At 45.7% G+C, this 20,621-nt stretch carries 26 protein-coding genes; 9 read left to right on the plus strand and 17 right to left on the minus strand.

Annotated elements, in window-relative coordinates; all coding sequences use genetic code 11:
- Positions 1-140 precede the first annotated feature (140 nt).
- Together GLO7428_RS25335 and GLO7428_RS28145 are read left to right on the plus strand one after the other, a co-directional pair.
- A complete protein-coding gene (locus GLO7428_RS25335) occupies positions 141-725 on the plus strand; it encodes a hypothetical protein (RefSeq protein ID WP_015328650.1) in 585 nt (194 codons plus the stop codon).
- Positions 726-854: 129 nt separating this feature from the next.
- Positions 855-1,004 carry a hypothetical protein gene (locus GLO7428_RS28145; protein WP_015328651.1) on the plus strand — a complete coding sequence of 50 codons (150 nt, stop codon included), beginning with the start codon at positions 855-857 and terminating at the stop codon, positions 1,002-1,004.
- Here GLO7428_RS28145 and GLO7428_RS28710 read toward each other — a convergent pair.
- The 6 genes from GLO7428_RS28710 to GLO7428_RS25365 all read right to left on the minus strand — a co-directional run bounded on the left by GLO7428_RS28710 (position 987) and on the right by GLO7428_RS25365 (position 5,146).
- On the minus strand, positions 987-1,178 hold the full coding sequence (locus GLO7428_RS28710) for a hypothetical protein (protein ID WP_196797667.1): 192 nt from the start codon (positions 1,176-1,178) through the stop codon (positions 987-989). The two genes, GLO7428_RS28145 and GLO7428_RS28710, sit on opposite strands and share 18 nt — an antisense overlap.
- A gap of 214 nt (positions 1,179-1,392) precedes the next feature.
- Positions 1,393-1,719, minus strand: a complete 327-nt coding sequence (locus GLO7428_RS25345; protein ID WP_015328652.1) for a hypothetical protein — start codon at positions 1,717-1,719, stop codon at positions 1,393-1,395.
- A gap of 228 nt (positions 1,720-1,947) precedes the next feature.
- On the minus strand, positions 1,948-2,379 hold the full coding sequence (locus GLO7428_RS25350; RefSeq protein ID WP_015328653.1) for a hypothetical protein: 432 nt from the start codon (positions 2,377-2,379) through the stop codon (positions 1,948-1,950).
- A gap of 249 nt (positions 2,380-2,628) precedes the next feature.
- A complete protein-coding gene (locus GLO7428_RS28150) occupies positions 2,629-3,264 on the minus strand; it encodes a hypothetical protein (protein WP_015328654.1) in 636 nt (211 codons plus the stop codon).
- Positions 3,265-3,633: 369 nt separating this feature from the next.
- Positions 3,634-3,759 carry a hypothetical protein gene (locus tag GLO7428_RS29570; RefSeq protein WP_255348409.1) on the minus strand — a complete coding sequence of 42 codons (126 nt, stop codon included), beginning with the start codon at positions 3,757-3,759 and terminating at the stop codon, positions 3,634-3,636.
- A 211-nt stretch (positions 3,760-3,970) separates the two neighbouring features.
- Positions 3,971-5,146, minus strand: a complete 1,176-nt coding sequence (locus GLO7428_RS25365) for a DUF3800 domain-containing protein (RefSeq protein ID WP_015328655.1) — start codon at positions 5,144-5,146, stop codon at positions 3,971-3,973.
- 456 nt (positions 5,147-5,602) lie between these two features.
- On the opposite strand from GLO7428_RS25365, the gene GLO7428_RS25370 reads away from it, so the two are divergent.
- Positions 5,603-5,842, plus strand: a complete 240-nt coding sequence (locus GLO7428_RS25370; RefSeq protein ID WP_015328656.1) for a hypothetical protein — start codon at positions 5,603-5,605, stop codon at positions 5,840-5,842.
- On the opposite strand, the gene GLO7428_RS25375 is transcribed toward GLO7428_RS25370, so the two are convergent.
- From GLO7428_RS25375 to GLO7428_RS25405, 7 genes are all read right to left on the minus strand, one after another.
- Complete coding sequence (locus tag GLO7428_RS25375) at positions 5,815-6,678, minus strand: ThiF family adenylyltransferase (RefSeq protein ID WP_015328657.1); 864 nt, start codon at positions 6,676-6,678, stop codon at positions 5,815-5,817. The two genes, GLO7428_RS25370 and GLO7428_RS25375, sit on opposite strands and share 28 nt — an antisense overlap.
- Positions 6,662-7,210 (minus strand): Mov34/MPN/PAD-1 family protein, encoded by a 549-nt coding sequence (locus GLO7428_RS25380; protein ID WP_146087191.1) that lies wholly within the window; start codon positions 7,208-7,210, stop codon positions 6,662-6,664. Before GLO7428_RS25380 ends, GLO7428_RS25375 begins: the two co-directional genes overlap by 17 nt.
- Before the next feature lie 130 nt (positions 7,211-7,340).
- Complete coding sequence (locus tag GLO7428_RS25385; RefSeq protein WP_015328659.1) at positions 7,341-8,081, minus strand: hypothetical protein; 741 nt, start codon at positions 8,079-8,081, stop codon at positions 7,341-7,343.
- 27 nt (positions 8,082-8,108) lie between these two features.
- Positions 8,109-8,921, minus strand: coding sequence for a hypothetical protein (locus GLO7428_RS25390; RefSeq protein WP_015328660.1), 813 nt, complete (start codon positions 8,919-8,921; stop codon positions 8,109-8,111).
- Positions 8,922-8,927: 6 nt separating this feature from the next.
- Positions 8,928-9,395, minus strand: coding sequence for a hypothetical protein (locus GLO7428_RS25395; RefSeq protein ID WP_015328661.1), 468 nt, complete (start codon positions 9,393-9,395; stop codon positions 8,928-8,930).
- A gap of 3 nt (positions 9,396-9,398) precedes the next feature.
- Entirely contained in the window at positions 9,399-9,980 is a 582-nt protein-coding gene (locus GLO7428_RS25400) for a hypothetical protein (RefSeq protein WP_015328662.1), read from the minus strand.
- Positions 9,981-9,988: 8 nt separating this feature from the next.
- Entirely contained in the window at positions 9,989-10,171 is a 183-nt protein-coding gene (locus tag GLO7428_RS25405) for a hypothetical protein (protein ID WP_015328663.1), read from the minus strand.
- Between the two features lie 2 nt (positions 10,172-10,173).
- On the opposite strand from GLO7428_RS25405, the gene GLO7428_RS25410 reads away from it, so the two are divergent.
- Together GLO7428_RS25410 and GLO7428_RS25415 are read left to right on the plus strand one after the other, a co-directional pair.
- Positions 10,174-10,476, plus strand: a complete 303-nt coding sequence (locus tag GLO7428_RS25410) for a type II toxin-antitoxin system Phd/YefM family antitoxin (protein ID WP_015328664.1) — start codon at positions 10,174-10,176, stop codon at positions 10,474-10,476.
- Positions 10,451-10,765, plus strand: a complete 315-nt coding sequence (locus GLO7428_RS25415) for a Txe/YoeB family addiction module toxin (RefSeq protein WP_015328665.1) — start codon at positions 10,451-10,453, stop codon at positions 10,763-10,765. The genes GLO7428_RS25410 and GLO7428_RS25415 overlap by 26 nt, the downstream gene beginning before the upstream one ends.
- A gap of 96 nt (positions 10,766-10,861) precedes the next feature.
- Here the strand turns inward: GLO7428_RS25415 and GLO7428_RS25420 are convergent, their stop codons facing one another.
- The 3 genes from GLO7428_RS25420 to GLO7428_RS25425 all read right to left on the minus strand — a co-directional run bounded on the left by GLO7428_RS25420 (position 10,862) and on the right by GLO7428_RS25425 (position 12,055).
- Positions 10,862-11,203, minus strand: coding sequence for a hypothetical protein (locus tag GLO7428_RS25420; RefSeq protein ID WP_168192419.1), 342 nt, complete (start codon positions 11,201-11,203; stop codon positions 10,862-10,864).
- A gap of 47 nt (positions 11,204-11,250) precedes the next feature.
- Entirely contained in the window at positions 11,251-11,397 is a 147-nt protein-coding gene (locus tag GLO7428_RS28155) for a hypothetical protein (RefSeq protein WP_155824132.1), read from the minus strand.
- 70 nt (positions 11,398-11,467) lie between these two features.
- Complete coding sequence (locus GLO7428_RS25425; RefSeq protein ID WP_015328666.1) at positions 11,468-12,055, minus strand: siphovirus Gp157 family protein; 588 nt, start codon at positions 12,053-12,055, stop codon at positions 11,468-11,470.
- 378 nt (positions 12,056-12,433) lie between these two features.
- Here GLO7428_RS25425 and GLO7428_RS29330 point away from each other — a divergent pair, with 378 nt between their 5' ends.
- On the plus strand, positions 12,434-12,619 hold the full coding sequence (locus tag GLO7428_RS29330; protein ID WP_255348411.1) for a transposase: 186 nt from the start codon (positions 12,434-12,436) through the stop codon (positions 12,617-12,619).
- 220 nt (positions 12,620-12,839) lie between these two features.
- Here the strand turns inward: GLO7428_RS29330 and GLO7428_RS25430 are convergent, their stop codons facing one another.
- A complete protein-coding gene (locus GLO7428_RS25430; protein WP_143755483.1) occupies positions 12,840-13,268 on the minus strand; it encodes a helix-turn-helix transcriptional regulator in 429 nt (142 codons plus the stop codon).
- Between the two features lie 150 nt (positions 13,269-13,418).
- Here GLO7428_RS25430 and GLO7428_RS25435 point away from each other — a divergent pair, with 150 nt between their 5' ends.
- The 3 genes from GLO7428_RS25435 (at position 13,419) to GLO7428_RS25445 (ending at position 20,544) form a co-directional block, all read left to right on the plus strand.
- Positions 13,419-14,774, plus strand: coding sequence for a ParB N-terminal domain-containing protein (locus GLO7428_RS25435; protein ID WP_015328668.1), 1,356 nt, complete (start codon positions 13,419-13,421; stop codon positions 14,772-14,774).
- A gap of 217 nt (positions 14,775-14,991) precedes the next feature.
- The gene (locus GLO7428_RS25440) at positions 14,992-16,437 is read left to right on the plus strand and encodes a helix-turn-helix domain-containing protein (protein WP_015328669.1); all 1,446 of its coding nucleotides are present in this window, start codon (positions 14,992-14,994) and stop codon (positions 16,435-16,437) included.
- A gap of 660 nt (positions 16,438-17,097) precedes the next feature.
- Complete coding sequence (locus GLO7428_RS25445; RefSeq protein ID WP_015328670.1) at positions 17,098-20,544, plus strand: DUF3987 domain-containing protein; 3,447 nt, start codon at positions 17,098-17,100, stop codon at positions 20,542-20,544.
- Positions 20,545-20,621: the final 77 nt, after the last annotated feature.

Here is a 20,621-nt window from a genome sequence, read left to right on the forward strand (position 1 = left end):
CTGAAAGGTGTTTGTGCGCTACCGCTGATAAATTGTGTGGTTTGATAAAACCAAAACTTAGCGATTCTGGTGGGTAGATTTTGACGAGTTGTGTGTCGCCTGTTGATGTTGGTTCTGCCTTATTCAACACTCACGCCTTTATGAATCACACTAAACTGACTTTTATTCTGTTAGGAGCGCTATTGACTGGATCGGGCTGTTCTGCTTCAATCACAGCCAATAATTCGGCGACTTCTGCATCAGTCCAACCACATGAAGTAGCACAGGCAATTCCTCAGTATCCTCCTCTTTATGAAGTGCAGGTACAAGTATGCGGTGACATCATAGTTTCACAGAATAGCAACGGAGAACGATGCGCTGCTAACAAATTATATTTGTGGGGACCTGTCGGAGAAACTCGTTTAGTTCAAACCGAGCTAGACATGCCACTGACTAGTAACTTGGGTCATCGAGTAGCTGTTCGAGCTAAAGGTTGCTACCCAGCTTACAAGCAACCGAATGAAAACCAATTTTACTGGGCAGGTATGGAAGTTCGCGTACACAAAGGTGGTAAAACATTGGTAGAAAGCAAAAAGACATTGCTTTCAAACGAGCAAGTGCATGAAGTTGTCAAAAACCGATTCTCTGGTGTAACGATTCAAGCCTTTGGTAGACCGGATTGCCAACCTGCAGATGTTGAGCGATATATGAAGCTCCAACAATCGAGGAAAATAAAAAAGATTTAACTTGTTCTCTGTTTCGTACTGTTTTTGTGACTCCATTAAAAAAATAACTACACCTACTATGTGTAGTCATTCAACTTTAGTGACAGAATCTAAGCTAAGATGCTCATAAGTATTTAAACCAGGGGTACTATGGCAATTGACCCCTCCTTTAAGGAACAAAAGAGAAGCCAAGCAGCAGAAGCGCTGCACTATTTTGAGTCAGCCCACAGGGAAGATTTGGAGGCGATTATTCAGGTTTTGGTGAAGATCGCACCAGCGGATTTAGCCGCATCTTGCTAACAAAGGCAGGAATTCAGGCGATCGCAAGCTTGGCGATCGCCAAGAAATGCTGTTAGCAAAACTTGCAAGTTTTGCTAACAGATTATTTATGCACGACGAGCCAGAACTCCAGGTACGAGAAGAAAAGCAGCACACACGCGCTGTCAACACGCGGGAAGTGACGTTTACCTGCACCGTATGCGAGCAGACAGTGATACAGCATCGGTTTCCTGGCCCTGTGCCGCAGTCCTGTAGTGACGAGTGCAAGCAGACAGCCCGCCGAGAGCAGATGCGGGAACTCATGAGAGCGAGACGCAAAGCCCAGCTGCCGAAGAAACGGGGCAGACCAAGGAAGACAAATTTGTAAAAAAATGAGCTACTCTCTTTGATGTAGCTCATTTTTTTGGGCTTATGATGCCTGTGCGATTCGCTCAGCCCGCTGTTGCTTGTGAGCGGCACGACGCTCTTTTACAGCGTCGAGGTTCTTGAGTCCGTAAAACTTGCGGGCTGCTTCCAAGAGTTGCTCTAGGCTCCAGTCAGCATAATCGCTGCGAAAGTCAGCGTTGTGCTGTTCCCAGTCGAAGGTCTGTCCGTTGAAGCGAGCTTTTGCAGTCAATTCCCGTCCAGTTTCCTCCCTAAGTACTTCGATGACCATTAGGCGTACCTTTTCGGCATAGGAAATTGTCCGTTCCAGAGCAGCAGTGCGGGTCGCGGTTTTAGCAGTGTTCTTAGCCATTTTCTTCTCCTTATTCACTATTGCTTGGCTTTCCTCACGAAAATCGCGTCGGCAGACGCAATCTATTCAATTCAATCCAATGTCTAAATTCATTAAATTGAACTCGTAAAACCTACAACCTGCAATCGCCTCCGCTCTCTAACTTCCACGGCTGTTTCACGGAACTGTAAAAAAAATCCCAGACTTTATTAAGGACTGGGATTTCTTGCAGGCATTACAGAATTTAGTTTACGCGAGTTCGATTTTGTCTCCCTCTAAATCCTCCATCTCCAAGCTGTATCCTGCATCCTCATCGGAGAGGTCTGCAAAGCCGCCTGCATTGGCGATGCGCTCTCGTCGGCGCTGTTTGTGTTGAACTCGGCGTTCTCGGATTTCGTCCAGGCTGTTCAAGCCGAACTTGATACGTGCGTAACGCATCAATTCCTTGAGGGAAGTTGCTCCGTAGTCCTTACGGAACTGAGCGTTGAATTCTTCCCAGTCAAAGTCCTGGTTGCTGAACCGAGCGGTAGCGGAGAGTTCACGACCTGCTTCTTCCCGCACTACTTCCAGTACCATCAATCTGATCTTTTCCTGATACGGAATGACCAATTCTAATGCTGGTGTGTGTTTGCGCTGCTTGGTGGATTTGGCAGACTTACGAGTTGCAGTTGCAGTAGCCATGATTTTTTCTCCTTTTGGTTGTTTGAATGGCTCACGAGCATTGCGTTGGCAAACGCATTCCAGTTCAATTTCGCTTCGAGTCAGTGCGGGTTGACGCTTTCTCAACTTCTTCGCGGTGATCGCCGCGAAGCTTGGTTAATCCAAGGTGCCAAATTTAATAAAAAAATCCCTGCATCTACTCGGTCTAGTTGCAGGGATCGCGCAATCGCCTTGTTACAATCGCCTTTTTGGTTTCAGCCGATGCTTTCGCTATTCCAGCTCGTCGTCTTCCTCGTCCTCAAAGTCCTCATCATCATCGTCAAGGTCATCCTCATCATCCCCTTCGTCGAGATCGGACTCGGCTGCGGCATCGAGGTCGTCCTCATCGTCGAGAACGCTGTCATCAAACTCTTCATCATCGCCTTCAAGGTCTTCGTCTTCAGACTGCTCCAGGATAGCATTGCGCCGCTCCAGTGACTGCCTGTTGAACTCTACTAAATCAGCCACAGCTTGAGTAGGCTCTTCACTAATGGTGTCGTAAAAGTAACTAGCGATTTTCGCCATCACTGGAGCTGAATACTTGGGCGCTTCGGGCTTACCGAAGAGGAGTACGAATACTTTATTGTTCCATTTTTGCCAGTCAAAAGTGCCATTATTTTTGCGGACTTGGGTTTGCAAATCCAAGCCCATCTTTTCCCTCAAAGCATGGTAGACCTTTAAAGCCACTCGCTTTTTGCGATCGTTAAGGTTGACTTTATAAGTCTTTTTGAGAGTTGTAGTCACCCGCCCAATTAAATCGTTTGCAGAAGCCGCAGGTTTGGTAGCGGTATTAGTAGTAGCCTGAGACTTGGCATTGGCTGTAGCTGAACCATTTTTGTTGACAGTGGATTTAGTTGTAGTTGCCATAGATACGAATCACTAAATATTACGGTTTACCACAACTAAAGCCACGGACGTGGCTTTCCCTTCGTATCCATTTCCTCGATTTTCCTTACCTCCCCCTTCTCCTCCAATTTTCAATTTTTTGCGTATTTAGTTCTACCGGATAAAGATGGCGATCGCCGCTAGAAGAAAAGTTTGCTGAGGAGAGAAATGGCTTACCTAGAGCGAAAGCGGCTAACAAAGGTAAGTACAGACTTTTCTAGGAGATTGAGTAAATCTGAAATAGACATGCGTGGTTTTCTTAGTCTACTCTCCTGAGTCTGGAGTACCTCATGCCTTGAGTCGGGAGATAGGTCATACAGGTAAATCAAGAACTGATCTGCACTCTAGGCTTCAACCCGAAACTGGCGCGCGAGATGCAGCTGGGAAATGCTTGAGGTTATCTGTTACAATAACATGCGCTTTTGCAATTAAAAAAGCAGCCGCCAAAACGTGGCGATCGCCCTCGTCATTATCCATGAACCGAAATAAGTGTAAAGATACTAGACCTTATCTGTTGTGCTGAAGGAATGTCAAAGTTTGTTATTACTGGGTTCTAAATTGAAAACAATTCTTGCTCTGCCAAAAAAATAGTATGTTCAACCTCATGGATTAGACGCAGTACAGCCGTTAGTTGCCACAGCGCAACGACTAGGTTTATTTAGCAGTTTTTCAAAAACTTGCTAGAGCTTTAATCTTGTTCAATATGCCAAGAATCACTGATAGTGATACGGGGTTTTATTGAATTTAAGTATGCATAATTAGTTGCGTAGTGTAAAAAATCCTCTATTCTATCTAATAAAGATTGTTGATTAACGCTTCGTTCCACTAATTCCATTAAAACAAGGCAGTTTACCTGTGCATCAACTTTATTAACATCTATATATTCAAGCTCTGGTATAACTGAGTTGCCTCCTAAAATACTAGGTATATAATCAATCAAGTTTTTGGTTTTTTCAGTAAGACCTTCTTTAAAGGAAAAAGCACAGGCGGCTGCTGCAATATCTGCTATTTGTATACCAGGAGATGTTTTAGATTCAATGAATTGAATATCTTGCGATAGATTAAAAGTAATTGGTTGTTCTCCGCGTTGAAAGAAGTCTATAAAATTTTTATCTTCATTTCCAATCATATTATTAAATAGCGATTGATCAGATTGCAAAGGCTTACTAGCATCACAAAATACTTTAAGTTGATAAAACTCTTGTCCCCATTCAATAAGAAGAGAATACAGAGCCGTGGTGGAAAGCTCTAAAACCCATTTATCTGTGCCTGTGGATCTTAAACTATCTATTTCTCGATTGATCTTATTTTTATTGTAAAGACAGAAAGTCTTTATGGTATCAAGAATAGGAGAAATTTCAGGAGTACTAGAGGAATCAAAAAGATAACAATTCTCTTCGGAATCTAATTCTGGGATAAGCTTTTGAAAATCTTTAAAAATTTCTTCTGCATACTTATCCTGACCCTCAAAATGAACGTACAAAATATTGCTGATAAATCTGTGAAATTTAATTCGGTAGAATAAACTACTTTTTTTTGCTAATACTGGCTCAAAGATATATTCAAAAAACTTACAGGCAAGATTAAACTTTTTATGAAAAACAGCTACTTTAATGCGATTGTTTAAACGACTCAAAATATGTTCTATAGCTTTTCTTCCACGGTCGTGCCTTAAAAGGTTCTTTCCTTTTAATTCATTTCCTTCTAACTGGCAATCTTTAGTGACTTTATCTACACATTCTTTAGCTTCATCTTCATTAATGGCTACACTGGCATAAGCAAAATAAGGCTGCTGTTTATCCATAAGGTTATTACCAGTAAAGCCTGCTTCATCACAATAAATTTCTTGGATAATTCGCTTCATGTTTATTCCACCTAGTTAAGCGGTTTCCATGGCGACAGTACCTCAACAGTATTATTCCCAAGGAAAAGCCGATCGGTAGCTTATGAATCTGGGGTTACTTGACTAATTAATAAAATCTGTATGCTAGAGAAATTAAAGCTGTCCGAGCTGCTTTTTATTCATCACGCTCATCTTTGCGACCTTCAGTAGTTCCAAGGCTATTCAAAGTCTCAGTTCCAAACACCTGCTCTGCTAGCTTGCGCGATCGCTTCTGCTTGTTTCACTAATGCTTCCGAGCAGTTGTTTAGATATGTCTCATACACATACGCTAGGCTGCTGCGTACTTACTTGCTCAGTCTGCACCAGGTTACTGCCAGCAAATACCTCTGCAACTCTCCTATTGACGGCAGAAATTTATGAATGCTAGCAATCAAGAATGCAAAATAGTTGTATACACTTATATCGGTCGCAAACACCATGCCGCTACCTCACCCCGATCAACTACCTAAAATAATTTCTGCCCAAGTCGCTCGGCAGCCTGGATTTCAGCTAGGCTCAAATGATTGGATTGACTTAGACGACGAACCAATCCTAACGTCTTCAGTCAACCCAAACAATAGCCGTCTGTACGATCGCTACAACAAACGAGCAATTGCACTGCAAAACGAACCAGCCGACGAGCTGTTAAATCAGCCAGATGGCATCGAGTTAGTCTGAACTGAGGAGGCGATCGCATCATTTACTGCTTTGGGTGTGATGTATCGGTATTTTGTGCCACTACGCAGGTCGAAGTACGCAGCAAAACGGGTCAGCTCGCCGTTTACCAAATCTAGCGCCAGAGCGGCTGCAACTGTTGCTGCTTGAGCATTAACTACCAAGCTTTGCCGAGCGAGTCGTGCTAGTTCGGCACAGGACAATCGATTTTCCTGGAGTTCTTCCGGCTTGTCTACCAGCATTTCGGGGGCTTGTATGCCTGGGCTAGGTAAGCTCAAGCAGCCCAAGTTTGTAAAGCGATAGTCGTTTGGCTCGACTGAAAGACTAGAGCCAACCAACACTTGTCCGTGACGATCGCCATTGCCAGCGTCAATCCACCACACGCTTTTTTGGCTACGATAGTGGTTGCAATCGAGAGCCTGATGGAGCGATCGCCGCCCAGATGCCCTGTCCACGCAACCGATCAAAACTGTTAGCGTGTTAGGGCGATCGCCCCAATAAGATTGGTAAGTAATCCACTGAGGGTGAAACGCTAATGGTACTGCCTCAATTTCAATACCGTGAGCTAGAGAGTAGCGGAGCGCTAACGTTTGAGCCTTATTGCGCCCGATCTCTGCTTCGCAAAAGCACTGTCGAATCGTGTTTTTAGCTTCAACTCGATCTGGGTCTACCAGCGTAATCTTAGTCGGCTTGCCAGAGCGAATTAGGTCTAGTGCAATCCTGACAACCAGCCCAACCAGGAACGACCCCGTTCCTCCACACCCAACAATCCAAAAGTGAACGCGCTCGTAGACTAGCGTGACTGGAACAGCCTCTACGATGTCATAGTTGAGGGACATTGCTGTTCTCCCATTTATTGTAGTAGTAGCGGCTATCTTGCAAACCAAGATCCTCAAAGAAACACCCCCCTTTCAAGTCAAACACCCGAGCAAGTGGTACATGCCAGCAATGCCCAAACAATCCCACACGCACGAGCATTTGAGGTCTTGGGCTACGAACCTTGCCCATCACGCCATAGAGCCGAAACCCCGATGACTCGTCCCGATCGTCGGTAGGAGAGAAAAACGCTTCCATCGTTCCATGCGAGTGAATCTCAATTGCTGCATTGCAAGTAGATGAGTTAGCGCTCGTATCGATTGGCTGACAGCTCGTCGCATCCTGCTTTTGTTCGGGAGTAACGAGTTGCCAATGCCCCTGAACCCACACCAAATGAAACAAAGCCTCTAGCAGGCGATCGGTTGCTGGGTCTATCGCCTGACATGCCACTACCCAAACGTGCAACAGCAACTCGATTGGCACTAGCGGTTCTACTTTCAAGTAAGGCTCAAGCGAGACTAGCCCTTTCAGAGGCTGGTGGTAGTTGATCGGCATTAGCACGTTGATGCCAGGTCGAGTAGCTCTGGCGAAGATTCCATTCTGCCCGACCCAATACTCCAGGCCGCTGCTGGAGAAGTCTGGCAGTGGCAAACTATAGGCAAACTGATGTCCGACAATGCGCTCGTCAATCAATTTCATCAAACAAATACTCCTGCACTAACTTATCGAGCGTCATTGCTCTGCCAATAGGCAGCAGAAATCGCTCTGGTTGGGCATAGCGCCTGCTAGACGTGCAATGTAACTCCACAAGCTGTTGGCGAATGTCGTCTTGGTAAGCCTTCTGTTTGGATTTTCCCTTCACTAGCTCTCCTGAAAATTGGCTACTGATGAATAATTCCCAAACTGCTGGGATAGTTTGTCCGCTAGCAGATGGAGGCGTATTTTCTCCCCAGCAAATCTTTAGGTCGGCGTAAATATTTGGTAGGGGTGGGTGAAAGCAAACTGCATCCGGAGCGAACGCTTCAACCGCCACTGCACACAGCCAATAATCCTTCTCCAGTCCGATCAAGACCAGCCCTGGCAGCGGGACTGTCAGTTTTCCGATCGCACTTAAGTCGATACAGTGACGAGCGGGGGGGACGAACATGACAGCCCAATTGCCACCAGAAGAGCAACCGCAGCGAACGACTCCTGGTGCAATCCAACTCGAATCGATCGCGGTATTGTTGAAGGCAACTCTCAAGCTATGAGGTGACAGGCATTTATAGCGATAGGTTGGTGGGTTTGTTTCAACAAGTCGTTTGTAGAAATAGCGCCCTTGCGAAATGAAAATCGCTGCTTCAACTTTGGCGGTGAGCGGGTCGCCGAGAAATTCGTCAATTATGGCAGATTCGATCGATTGAATATCTGCTGTATTGTCATCCATTGCAGTCAAAAAATAGAGTTAATCGAATTAATTTGTAATTGGATAAGGTTGGTTCCATAGTTCCAGTACAATGTTGAAATGTGCTTGTAAATCTTGTCCCAACCAATTTGTAAATTCATTGCAGCACTTGATCGCTTTCTGCGCTCGATGCCATTCTTTGGTCAGAAATCGAATCGATGCCTCAGTCCAAGGATATTTGCTGCTATAGTCCGAGCCGTAACAGTAACTGCACTGTTCGTCCAGCCAAACATTACCTGTATTTTTATCCAAGACACGCAGGACTAATGGCAGAAATTTTAACGGAGTGCCTGCTTGAAGGCAGCGTTTTCTCAACAAGTATTGAGGTACGAGATCGGGAGATTGAATTGTTTGAATGGAAATCCCAAACTCTAACTCGTACCACTCTGCCAACTCTTGGTCAATTGATATTAACCAATAATAGCCTTCACTACTAAGTGGAATTAGGATCTTCCATTCATCCAGTAGCCCTTCGATGCCGTCTTCACACTGCCAACTGATTCCCTTATCTTCAATGGGAATATGTTCTAGCCGTTGCTCGTATGCCCACTCCATTGCCCATTCTGGAAGTGGAAAGCAATGCTCGTAGAGCAAATCGAGCAACTCACGCTCTCGTTGACTGTGTCCTTGTCCGATCAGCAGAGTAGATGCACGACTGGCGGCAAACTGTTTTGGGAAAAACACCTGATACAGATGCAGCATCTGGTAAATGTTCAGCTTAGCTTCAAGAATCTCTAGGGCTTGAAACCGGCTCAAAAGTAGTCTGGGTAGATAGTTTTGCAGTCGATAAATAGCTGCTTCGGAAGTAGTTGGGATATCCATACTGACTTAAAATCCAACTGGAATCGCGCTAACAGCCAAGGATTGGTCGAGCCGTTTTAGGCACTGCTTAACTGAATCTGACGAATGCCGCGATTGAGCGATCGCCGTCTCAATCTGCTCCACAATAGCTTGAGCATTGCAGGGATTAATTCCCTGCAATAACTCGATTTTTCGCAATTTTACGCACATCAAAATAGCAGGATCGACCTCAGACGGTGCTGTATCTAAAACTGCTAAAACTGATGCTGCGGTTGGCAAGTTATAAGATGAATGGATTGTCCCTTTTGTCCCCTTTTTCGGCACAATTTTAATTTGACTTGGCTCTCGTTGGATTTCTGCTGCGGCTAGTTCGGGGCTAAGCCCACTAAATAACATTCGCAATAAATCATCGTTGTCAGCAATCGATTTGCGTACCCAATGCTGCTGTCCTTCGAGAAGAACGAGTAGTTTGTCTTCATGAATGTCATTGCTCATTTTTTAAAAGAGTGAAATTTGAGTAGTTTCGGACGATATTTGTTGTTTGGTTTCAACTGAAGGTGGTGTTGAACGAGCCGACGCTCGAGCTGAATTGGTCGATTTTGCTTTTGACTGCTGACGCTGATAGCGAATTTTACGAAGCGGCAGGTCAGCTTTAAGCTCCCCTAATAACTGAGCTAGAGCAGCGGGTAATTCTCCCAACTCAGATTCGCCTACCAGGTTAGAAATAGGAAAGTCATTGTAACTGGACGCTGCAATCAACACCTGTCGTTCTTTGGCATCTGAATTTAAAGGAAGCCAGACGATCTGCAATCGAATCGGGGTTTCATGCCAGCGATACGAACGCCCTTTCTCGCTGCTAAGTTGCAGCGTTTGAGATGTTGCAGCCGATACCGAGGAGCTTGCAAGTTGCTCTAAAAGCTGCAAAAACTCTTTCCCCGCTTGCCAGCGCTTGCGATCAAACAAAAGTCCGTGCGCCTGAAATCGCGCTTCCGGCGCTTTGTCGGTTAAGCACTCCTCAAGCTGTTGCACTCGAACAGAAACAGCTTGAGCTGCTGCTTCTAAGGTAAGCCATCGTGCCATATTGTCAATTAGTAGCTATCAGTTGCAAATGGCGGTAGCCAAAAGCTGGCTCGAAGTTCGCGGTTTATAGTGGCAGCGATCGCAGTTTCAAGTTTCAGCTCGATCGAGCGTTCCATCCCAAAAAAGCGATCGCCTCTAACTACTTTCGATCGATTTTCAGTAGAATTAATGTACGTAATGCTGTACATCATTTATGTTCTCCTACGAAATTACTTCTCCAACGGATGCCAGGAATAGCTTCTTTCAGTTATTAGACTCTGTAGTTGAAAACCATCAAGTTTTCATCATCAAACGGCGCGAAGGAGAAAATGTGGCGCTGATTGCCGAATCAGACTTAACTAGCCTGGTTGAAACAGTGTATCTGTTGCGAAACCCTGCCAATGGTCGTCGCCTGCTCGATGCGATCGCCGAATCAAAATTGGGCAAAATTCAGCCTCAGACAATAGAAGAACTACGGCAGGAGTTGGGAATTGGCAGCGAAGAGAAAGAAGCATGAATCAGAGGAAACTCCGCTACCGATTCAGCGCAGTCCTGGATTCAGCTCGCAATTTAAGGAAGACTTGGCTTGGTGGTTCAAGACTGACTATAAAAAAGCATCCAAAATTTTAGATCTGGTTACGGCTGTGATGGCAGACCCGTTTCAAGGAATTGGTAAACCAGAACCATTAAAATACTTGGATGCAGATGTTTGGTCGCGCCGAATTGACTTAGAACATCGGCTGATCTATCTAGTCGGCAGTACTCAAATTGATTTTCTCGCTTGCAGATTTCACTACAAAGATTGACCGACAATAACTAACTACAAGCTCGGTCAACAGCTTTAGCAAACTATTTCTTTGGCATAACATAGTCTAAGCTCAAGTTTTCTTTGACTAGAGCAATTAAATAGCACTCCACAACTCTATCTGCTGCAATTGAGTAAATTTCTCCACGACTTTGACTTCGCAATCTTCAACAGAAGTTACTCCATGAACGTGTGACAATATTCGTTCGTTGACGACTATGAATGGTGGACTCCACTTCGTTCGCTTCTTGGCATCGCCAACTTTAACATTAAACTTGTACCCCAACCGATGCTGTTTACGAATTTCCCACTCCTGATAAAGTTGGGGATATTGAATACACCAGACTTCGTGTATGTCATCAGGATAGAGGCAGCCGCAAGCGATCGCCCACCGCACGCACCGATCGCTCGTAGATGCACAGCACAACCTGGCGCACAACGATAGGCTGAAGCGGCAAAGACACCATCTTGTGTCTGGGTGTCCCTTTAAGCCCAATTAATTTGGAGGCGATCGCCTCCATTGAGCAAATCGGCAACAGTCGGCTGTCCAGGGTTGGAAAAGCGAAACACTTGCCACGGAACGGTTGGTTTGTAGAAAGCATCAATCGCTGCCCTTAATTGTGGTAGATCCAATCAAATAATTGGTACATAACAGCTTCAATAGGCACTACCCACATTGAATGAGTAATAGGTAACGACCAGCCTAACGCCGAGAATGTTTAGCTACGGATTGAACCTCACCTTTGATCTGCTCTAGGCTGGTCGGGGCAATCTCGTAGACGACCCTGCGCTTGCGTTCCACGCGAGTCCCTGGTACTGGAGTACCTTTACTCCAAGCTGCTTTAATTTTGGTTTTATCTGGTTTGCGCTCTTCCACTACCTTCACGGTGATGTAATCTGGAGGTACTTCATTGATGTTGAGGATTTCACACGCAGGTGGATTGAGTTTTATTCGGATTCGCCGAGACTGTCCTGCTGCCTCACTGCTAACTAGCCCTGATTCATTCAGACGCAGGATGGTAGTATCCAGGTTTTCTCGCCAACGGACGAGCCGAGCAAGCTCTTTGGTGTGAATACTGACTAAATGCTCCATCCTAGCTTTCACAGCTGCAATCTCAGCGTCAATTTGATCGGCTAACTCTGCCTGAGCATCAATGGCAGCTTCTCGATCGTCTTGAACTTGCCACAGGTGAGTTAAAATTTCAACTTCTTCTTCCAGGGTTTCAGCCCTAGAAAGCTGTCTCCAAATTTTTGCAGCTAGTAAACTTAGCCCTTTGAGAGACTGAGACATGATAGATATAGGCAATTGGGAACGCTTAGGCTGACCGTTTGTCGAACCCGATTTCACTATTGAAGTCATGGAGTAGATAAATTTAGAACTGCTAAGGGGGCTGGCGCGATAGCGCCTAGCTAAGGCTAGTTATAGGCATTGTTTTGAGCATCGTCGTGAAGCAGCGATCGCGCAAGCGCCTCAATATTCTCAAGAAACTGAGTTGAGCTAGTTGGCGGTGACTATGTTACAGCTCAACAACTGTAAAAATCTAAGCAAGGTTCGAGCCTTAGATGCCAAGATAGGACGCTAGGAGAAACAGCAACAGAGCATAATTACTAGAGAAGCCAAGAAGTATATGATGCCCAGCCGCCTAAAAGACAGATATTAGACTTTATCATTCCTGTCGGGAAGACCCCAAGTTGCAGTAATGTATCCTGGGGAAACTTCCTCACAATATTGAAATATAAAGGGGATATCTACAGTTGTGAAATACGCTATGTAAATAGATTTTTCCCCTGTTCCAAAAGATGTTTTAACTGTGGCTACATCAAGGAGGATCTAACTCTTGCTACTCGTGAATAGGAGTGTCCAGAATGCAAGAGCTTTTGGGAGCGTGACACAAATGCTGCCCTCAACCTGATACTCTTTTTTGAATCAAAAATACCTCTGGAAGAGGGGAAATTCACGCCGAACAGCCTGTTGTAGGACTGGGCATCACCCGCTTTCTTTGGGTGAGGTCAGGAAGCCCTGCACGTATTTTTACGTTCGCGTAGCGTGCGCTTAGCGCATAGTGCGGGGTACTTCACGCTGGAACCTTATTGTCAGTTGAATGTAAGTTCTGGCTTACGGCATCAGTGTTGGGATATTGAAACTTTTTAGCTAAGACTTCGGCTGAGAAAGCTATTACCGCAGCAATTTCTGTTGGGTCTAGTCTAAGAATATCAGCTTTGATTTGTTCGGGCGTGCGGCTGTATTTTGTGCCACTAGATAGGTATTCGTCGAGAGAAACCTCGCTGTCTAGGTAGAGTAAGAGCGATTCAGCCGTGCCGCCAGTTGCTCGTGCCAGTCCTTTGAAGTTGTTTGAGTTTGGCTCTGGAAGATTTTTACCAGCAAGCCAACGCCCAATCGTCGGCTGAGACACACCAATCGCTCTACTCAAGCTGGTTTGGTTCCAGCCGGAACTCAACATTGACTCAATTAACTCTATCAGTCGGTATTGGCGGTTTTCCACAGAGACTAGTTCGTGCTTTACGTGAATTTACGTATTTCTATTTTGTGACAAAGATCGATCAGTTCACAAGTTTGCGTTGCATTACATTTCCATCTAATAAATGTATAATGCATTATAAACTATACACTTGCATAAACTAAAGCTTTTAAGGTGAGAGAACCAAAGCAGGAGTTAGAGTCAATATTTCATAAATTGGTTCCCCTGGATCAATTAAAGCCACACCCCCGCAACACTAGCATTTACGGCGATGATGAAGACGTTTCTGATTTGGTTGATTTGATATCTTGCAGTGGATGGATTAAACCTTTAGTTGTTACTCCTTCAAGTATTATCATCAGCGGTCATCGGCGTTGGAAAGCTGCAATAAAACTCGGCCTTGAAACTGTCCCCTGTGTAGAGAGAGAATTTCCGGACGAGTTGGCAGAACTACAAGCACTACTATTAGAGAATGCTAGCCGCCAGAAGACCAATGAGCAGAAAGTAAGAGAAGGCAAGGCTTGGGAAAGTATCGAGTCAGAGTTAGCTAAAGCGCGAAAATTAGCTACCCAAAACAACAATACGGCTAGAGCAGAGTGGAAAAATTTTTCCACTCTGGTAAATGACTTTGGCAGGGTTCGCGATCGCATTGCACAACGGGTAGGACTTGGATCGGGGGTGACTTACTCTAAAGCTGCCAAGGTAGTGGAGCTGATCGATCAATCAATAGATTTGGACGATTGCAAGCAGGCGGCAGCACTCCGTTTGATCCTCAACGAGCAGAGCATAAATGCTGCTTATAGAGTCATACGAGAATCAGTTGAGAAACGCCAATACGTCATAGATAAAATTGCTTCAGGGGAAGTGTCGGTCAAATGCGGGATTGCATTGCTTAAGTCCGATCGGCAACTTCCTAGTCCGAGTGTAGCAGCATCTACAGAAGCGGACGAGCAGGAGTTGTCTTCTTCGAGCGGTAATCGGGGCAAAGCAGCAAGCGATCGCGCAGACAATGACAACCCCTACAAGAGCTGCTGGAACTGTCATTGGAGGGGAGAATCTATTGATAACCAAACCATCTATTGCTACCAGCACGGCACTCTCAACATGGTAGAAAAAGATGGATTTCAACGAGCGCTTGAATGCGAATACTGGCAAGAGCATACCATCTCCCACCATAAAGCAGATTTTGGAAAAGGCGATAAACCGTTTGTTAAATATACCGTCTATCTTGCAGCCCAATTGGCAGAAGCTGTGCAACAAAGAGCTTATTCTACCAATAATTTAACTATTGAGAAGTATATTCACTCACTCATCCTAGCTGATCTAGAGAAGGCTGACTCCAACGCTAATCATGACGGAGCCGTAATAGCTTCTGGGCTAGCAAATGATTCTATAACAACCGAGCAACTCGTCCCCCAACAAGGTGACGCGGCTTCTGAATTGAATAGGAGCGAAACAAGCTCACCAATCTTATCCCCAGATCGAATAGCTCCGTTGACGACTTTGCATTTCTCAAGAGAGCAAAACTGATGCGGAAACCAAACGATAATAGCATTTGTAAAAAGCTTCGACGAGTTTACAGCTTGGAATTAGACAAGCGTTACCGCCACCTATACGCGACTGGTGACTCTTGGCGAGTAGAGGAAATCTACGTAGCAGTTAAAGGTAAGCGGTGGACAAGCAAGGCAATACCTTGTAGCTGGCGATTGGTACTACAGTCATGTGCAAGTTGAGGAGTAGAATGGAGATGGTGCGTAAAAGCATACCTGGCAGCAAGCCGAAGCAATCAGCTACTAAAGGTGGAACCCGCCGCACGCGCTCAACTCGGCAAGTGGCTCAGAAACAGGATAGCAAAAAGCAACGTCAACTTACAGATAGACCTCAAACTAGTCCCGATCTCTTTGTCAATTCAGCAACAACCAGTATGGCTTCAGCAATGCCAATTTGGGGAGCAAGTAGTATCCTGACGCAGAGGAAGGATTTACCTTGGAGCGCCGATCCCAATGGTAAGCTGTGCTACGCCAAAGATGTTGAAAATGGTAAGGGAGTAGTCCTGTTTTGGGTAACGGAAGACCTGGAACATGAATATCCAGCAACACTAGCAGGTGCTGCGGCTCTAGCTGTCATTGATACTTTTGACATTCGAGCAGCTTGTATGCACCTGATTTATGCTGCCCATGCTACGCAGTTGGATCGCCCTTGGGAACAGGAACTCGTCATAGACGATCGGCAAATCGAAGCTTATCTCGGTCTGCAAAAACGTACCGATAAAAACCGACAACAAAAGTTAGCACTAATTAAAGAAATCGCCCAACAACCTTGCAAAATTACAACTTATGTTTCCTGGCCCGCTCAAGGCAAAGCGAAAGGGTTTACTGTAGAGGAAGGTAGGCTTTGGCATTTATTAGGAATTCGTTACCACTATCAACAAGATTTATTTGGTAATAAAGAGCTAACAGGCATCACTTTTACTGTTCGAGCTGGGCTATGGGCAAAGTACTTTCTCAACGATGAAGGACGTAGAGATATTAGTGCTTACTGTCTGTGCGGCGAACTATCTAAAGCATTGCTGGAGGATATTATGAGCCTTTGGCAACATCGTGAAGGTGCCGCCCGATTGATGGTGTGGCTGCTCTTCAAATCTAAAATTGATCGGCAGAATCATCATGTAGCGCAGACTCTGATGGAAATTGCCTACGGCTCTCAAAGAATTGAAGCGGCAAGACAAGATAGCCAACTTCGTAAAAAACTTGCTAATAGTTGGGACGAGAACTTGTTAGCCCTGCACGACAAAGGTTGGCAACTTTACTTTCACCCAGAAACCTACCCTCCACAGTTGCGACCTCCTGGTTTTGGGCGCAGCAACCCGAGCAGACCGAAAGGATTCTTCGACCAACTTCTATCAGCACAGCTATGGATCGATCCTCCAGAAAGTTGGAAAAAAGATGCGATCGCTCCTAGACGAACTAGCGAACCTGAAATACAACCAGTAGGATTACCAGTCCAGACAAAATATACTCTCACTGGTGCCCAAATCAAAGCTCGTAGAAAGGAAAAAGGTTGGAGTCAGCCAAAATTATCCGCACTTAGCGGACTCAGCCAAGGCTTAATTTCTCTAATTGAGAACGAAAAGCGTTCCCTGACAAGTGAAAACCAAGAAATTTTGGAACGAACTTTTGCATTAAATTCTTGATCTTACTCGTCCGACGAAGGCTTCTAGAAGGTTGCTCGGAACGTCATGAGTCGAGCGCTCTGATTCCTGGCTAATTTTTGGCGATCGTTACAAAACCTATTACAAAACCTACAATTGCCCATGTACAGGGTTTTAAAGCACGCTTTTTGCTATTAGTCCCCTAGATATAGAGCTGTTATGAGAATCAACTTATTTTAAAGCTGGGCTATAGCAATTACCACGCTCGACGCTAAAACTTCCAGATACCCAAGTTTGTAACATATTACAAATAACTCTAGAACCCCACCCCCCAAATTATTACAAACGGCTCTAGAACCCCCTACCCGAAAAATCTAGAACCCCACCCCCAAAGTCTCTAGAACCCCACCCCCAAATATAAGAGTTAGGTCACGATAGAGCAAGCGTTTCAGGCATCGCTCGCTTCAGGTTGTAATAAAAACTATTACAAATCAGCTCGAAAAATGGCTCGGTATCAATAAAGGCATCTGTTATAAAACCAAGAAGCACCTTTTTAAAGTCAAAGCCGAGACAGATGCAGCTCACTTAGCACCCCGACTTGGGAACAAGTTTTATCCCCGACTTCTCCGCGCAGAGCGGATTCAGGAGTCATGTTATTGCGATCACCTGCATTTGTCTTGGTTGCCAGCTAGGAGATTCGAGATGTTCCAGGAGTCCGAAAATCAGTTCGTCGCATCACAAAAACCTTGCATTGATCGCAACCAAGCAACTGCTCATCTAGAAGCACTGGGTTATCAACCAGGGCATGCAGTTTACATCAGAGCATTTTTATCGAAGGAAGATCCCCGCTATGCTCCCAACACTGGACGTAAAGCCGAGCGCTTGAACTGGGAGCAAGTAGAACGTTGGCAAGCACAAGGATATGGCGTTTACATCGTGGTGAATGGTGGGGGACATAAAGACGAAGACGTCAAGTCCTGCCGTGCGATCTTCTGTGAATTTGACGATCGCCCCATTGAAGATCAAATTAATTTTTGGCAAAACTTGGGGATACCGGAACCTTCATTACAAATTGCTACCCGCAAGTCAGTCCACACATATTGGGTATTTGACAAACCGATCGCCGTGGAACAATGGCGAGAATTGCAAACGGCTCTCCTCACCTATACTGGTTCCGACCCAGCATTGAAAAATCCCAGTCGAGTGATGAGACTGGCTGGTTCTTACCATATTAAACCTGGGTGCGAACCAGTACGCTGCAACATCATTCACTGTGGAGACAAGCGTTATAGCTACGAGGAGCTACGCGCTGCTATTCCACTACCAAAACCGCCAGCGACTAAACTGCCACTGTTGCAACCGATTTGTGGATCTACACCTCAAGGACAACGCTATGAAGATATTCGGATTCCAGTTCTTGAATCAGTCCCCCTAGAAGCGTGCCTTTCCAAGGAATCTCGCCTACTACTTGAATCTGGAGTAAATGAAGGCAGCCGCAACGTATTGGGAGCTAAATTAGCCCGCGACCTCATCGGTACTGCTAATTATCTTCAAACTATCGGGCAGCATTTTAACGGCAACCCCCAGCAAATGCTGGAAGACTACGCTAACCGCTGCACCCCACCCTTACCTGCTTCTGAGGTAGATGCGATCTGGAAGTCAGCCGAAAAAGACCGCCCTGGTCCGAGCTGTCAACCAGAAGGAGTAGAGGCTTGTGTTAAAGCATGGTACTGGAAGCAGCACGTCAAACCAAATCGACAGCAGCAAGCTACCCAGAAAAGTCATAATCAGGTTTCTGGAAGAGGATTTGGTCATGGCAACGTTGGCAATACTGGGAAACCACCCGTTACTGCTGTAACTTTGTGCGATCGCATTAAAGAAATTCTCTCGCGGCACGAAACTGAATCAGCAGTTGCCAGCGCCTTGATGGACTTAGCTACTGCTACCGGACGGACGTATAACGAGATTAACTCTCTAGCTAGGATTGTTCGGGCTGAAGGCGAACTAGCCACCGAAGTCATTGCGGCAGTCCAGTCTTTTCAAGGAATACTCACCAGTTGTCGCAAGCGATTGGATATCGGGCGCTATTTGGACAAGGCATTAGCCGATCCGCTAGTGTCTATGGCAGCAGCGATGCCCACCGCACCAGAGTACCTATTTAACACTTTTCTTGCCTCTAGTGCCTCGCGCATCGGCACGGCAGCAAGGGTTGTCATTAATCCAGAAGGTGGCTACACGCAACCCTGTATTTTCTGGACGGCTAACGTCGCCCACAGCGGTCAAGCCAAAACTCCACCCCAACAGGCAATCCTCAAGCCGCTAGAGGAAATGGAAGCAGCAGCCAAAGAAATCCACGACATTCAAATGGAGGACTACGAAAATGACAAGGATGCTGAAAGCAAACCACCAGTGCGACAGCGGCGGTTGCTGAATAACGTCACCACTTCCACCAAAATTCGCATTCATGACGAAAATCCACGCGGCTTGCTGGAATATCTGGACGAGTTAGTAGCAGACTACCAACGCTTAAACCAGTATAAGAGCGGTAAGGGCGATGACTTGCAACTAGAACTATCGTTTTGGAATGGTTCTGGCGGTAATTTCGACCGTCACGATGCGCGGCTATTTTTAGGTCGCGTTGCTTTGAGCAAGACGGGAACGTACCAATGGGATACGTTGGCGCGGTTAATGGCAGACGAAGTTAACTTCATTGCCAGCGGTTACTCGTCTCGGTTTCTCTACTGCTCGATTGTCGATGCACCAGCTAGGTATCTCGATCTATTGTCTTCTCGCTCTGCCAATACTCTCAAACAGAAGTTGCAGGAGTTGTATGGGGAATTAGAAAAACTGCCCCAAACCGACTACCTACTCTCCCACGAAGCTAAAGTGCTGTTCCAGGGGTGGAACCATACTTTGGTTAATGCTGAGATTGAGGAAGTGCATTTTGGGCTGTCGCTAGTATACGCCAAGATTGAGTCTTACACTGCCCGCATTGCTTTGTGGTTGCATCTAGTTAATGCCGTGCTACAAGGCGAACAGCCGCTGCCAGTTATTAGTGGCGAGACAATGCAATACGCAATTGAAATTGCCTCGTTCTATCTATGGCAGCACAAGCTGATTCATGCACACAACGCACCTAACCGCCAGCTAGAGGGGCTTTTTCTCAAGGTACAAACTCAAGCAGAGAAGTTTTTTACTAAGTGTAGCAAGGGTGTAGGGGCATCGTTCCTCAAGACGCGGATCAATGCCCTAAAAAACTGGGCAGTAGAAAAAATTCGCTGCTCAATTTTTCAGCCGTTAGCAGCAGCAGGTCACGGTCGGATTGAAGGTGAAGGCAGCGAGATGGTCTACATCCCCAACACTCAATCAGATGCCAATGATAAAGAATTGGTGGTTGTTGGTGGTAAGTTGGTGGCATCACCAATCGCTGAAAACTTTACTAGTACTAACTTACAAACACTAATTGATGAAATTGATGGACAAGATGCCCATATTACTTCTCAGCAGCCGAGTGAAGCAATAACTCAAGAGGGCAACGCTTACGCCTCTCCCCACCGGACAGTTGCCTCAACGGGGGACACCCCCACACGGCACTGTCCTCACCAATTCACCAATTCAACTACCCAAAGCTTTGCTAATACTTGCACTCTTGCAGTTGGTGAGATCGCCAATTCATCACCAATCGCACCAATTGCACTCCTTCAAACAGAGTTGCCACAGCAAATACCAACTGCACGAGAATTGGCAGCAAAAGTGTTGGGCTGTGCCACCTGGGTAGAGTTGGCACAACAGGTACGCAGTGCCAAAAAGCTGATGCAGGCTGCTAGTTGCATGAGTTCGCAGCAACGCGATCGCGTTGTTAACTTGTTAACCACACATTTGTGTTCTGCTCCCGATGCGCTTTCTCAGTTGGCTTGGATACCAGAAAAGCTGCGAGATGTTGTGTTGAAACAGTTAAGTTTTACGATTCGACAGCTAAGAAAGAGTGCAGAAAGTTTAGAACTTTATTGGGAGTACTTTTCTAATTGCCAGTTTGTTTCAGTGACGATTCAAGAAACAGGTCAACAGCGATGGAATTTTCAAACTCCTGATGGCAATACCATCTCTGTCTTTGATCTCAAGGTAATTGAGGCGATCTCTCTTGCTTAAGACCAACAGGAAGCCAGGATTGCTGCTCTTGAAACCAACAAGAGGTTTTTAGCCGATGCCTAATACAAGTAAACTAC

Source organism: Gloeocapsa sp. PCC 7428 (assembly GCF_000317555.1).
Classification (GTDB): Bacteria; Cyanobacteriota; Cyanobacteriia; order Cyanobacteriales; family Chroococcidiopsidaceae; genus Chroogloeocystis.

Excerpts from the sequence above, each read along its gene's own strand:
- GLO7428_RS25335 (WP_015328650.1), top strand. The coding sequence starts at position 141 with ATGAATCACACTAAACTGACTTTTATTCTGTTAGGAGCGCTATTGACT.
- GLO7428_RS28145 (WP_015328651.1), top strand. The coding sequence starts at position 855 with ATGGCAATTGACCCCTCCTTTAAGGAACAAAAGAGAAGCCAAGCAGCA.
- GLO7428_RS25345 (WP_015328652.1), bottom strand. The coding sequence starts at position 1,719 with ATGGCTAAGAACACTGCTAAAACCGCGACCCGCACTGCTGCTCTGGAA.
- GLO7428_RS25350 (WP_015328653.1), bottom strand. The coding sequence starts at position 2,379 with ATGGCTACTGCAACTGCAACTCGTAAGTCTGCCAAATCCACCAAGCAG.
- GLO7428_RS28150 (WP_015328654.1), bottom strand. The coding sequence starts at position 3,264 with ATGGCAACTACAACTAAATCCACTGTCAACAAAAATGGTTCAGCTACA.
- GLO7428_RS29570 (WP_255348409.1), bottom strand. The coding sequence starts at position 3,759 with ATGGATAATGACGAGGGCGATCGCCACGTTTTGGCGGCTGCTTTTTTA.
- GLO7428_RS25365 (WP_015328655.1), bottom strand. The coding sequence starts at position 5,146 with ATGAAGCGAATTATCCAAGAAATTTATTGTGATGAAGCAGGCTTTACT.
- GLO7428_RS25370 (WP_015328656.1), top strand. The coding sequence starts at position 5,603 with ATGCCGCTACCTCACCCCGATCAACTACCTAAAATAATTTCTGCCCAA.
- GLO7428_RS25375 (WP_015328657.1), bottom strand. The coding sequence starts at position 6,678 with ATGTCCCTCAACTATGACATCGTAGAGGCTGTTCCAGTCACGCTAGTC.
- GLO7428_RS25380 (WP_146087191.1), bottom strand. The coding sequence starts at position 7,210 with ATGCCGATCAACTACCACCAGCCTCTGAAAGGGCTAGTCTCGCTTGAG.
- GLO7428_RS25385 (WP_015328659.1), bottom strand. The coding sequence starts at position 8,081 with ATGGATGACAATACAGCAGATATTCAATCGATCGAATCTGCCATAATT.
- GLO7428_RS25390 (WP_015328660.1), bottom strand. The coding sequence starts at position 8,921 with ATGGATATCCCAACTACTTCCGAAGCAGCTATTTATCGACTGCAAAAC.
- GLO7428_RS25395 (WP_015328661.1), bottom strand. The coding sequence starts at position 9,395 with ATGAGCAATGACATTCATGAAGACAAACTACTCGTTCTTCTCGAAGGA.
- GLO7428_RS25400 (WP_015328662.1), bottom strand. The coding sequence starts at position 9,980 with ATGGCACGATGGCTTACCTTAGAAGCAGCAGCTCAAGCTGTTTCTGTT.
- GLO7428_RS25405 (WP_015328663.1), bottom strand. The coding sequence starts at position 10,171 with ATGATGTACAGCATTACGTACATTAATTCTACTGAAAATCGATCGAAA.
- GLO7428_RS25410 (WP_015328664.1), top strand. The coding sequence starts at position 10,174 with ATGTTCTCCTACGAAATTACTTCTCCAACGGATGCCAGGAATAGCTTC.
- GLO7428_RS25425 (WP_015328666.1), bottom strand. The coding sequence starts at position 12,055 with ATGTCTCAGTCTCTCAAAGGGCTAAGTTTACTAGCTGCAAAAATTTGG.
- GLO7428_RS25440 (WP_015328669.1), top strand. The coding sequence starts at position 14,992 with ATGGTGCGTAAAAGCATACCTGGCAGCAAGCCGAAGCAATCAGCTACT.
- GLO7428_RS25445 (WP_015328670.1), top strand. The coding sequence starts at position 17,098 with ATGTTCCAGGAGTCCGAAAATCAGTTCGTCGCATCACAAAAACCTTGC.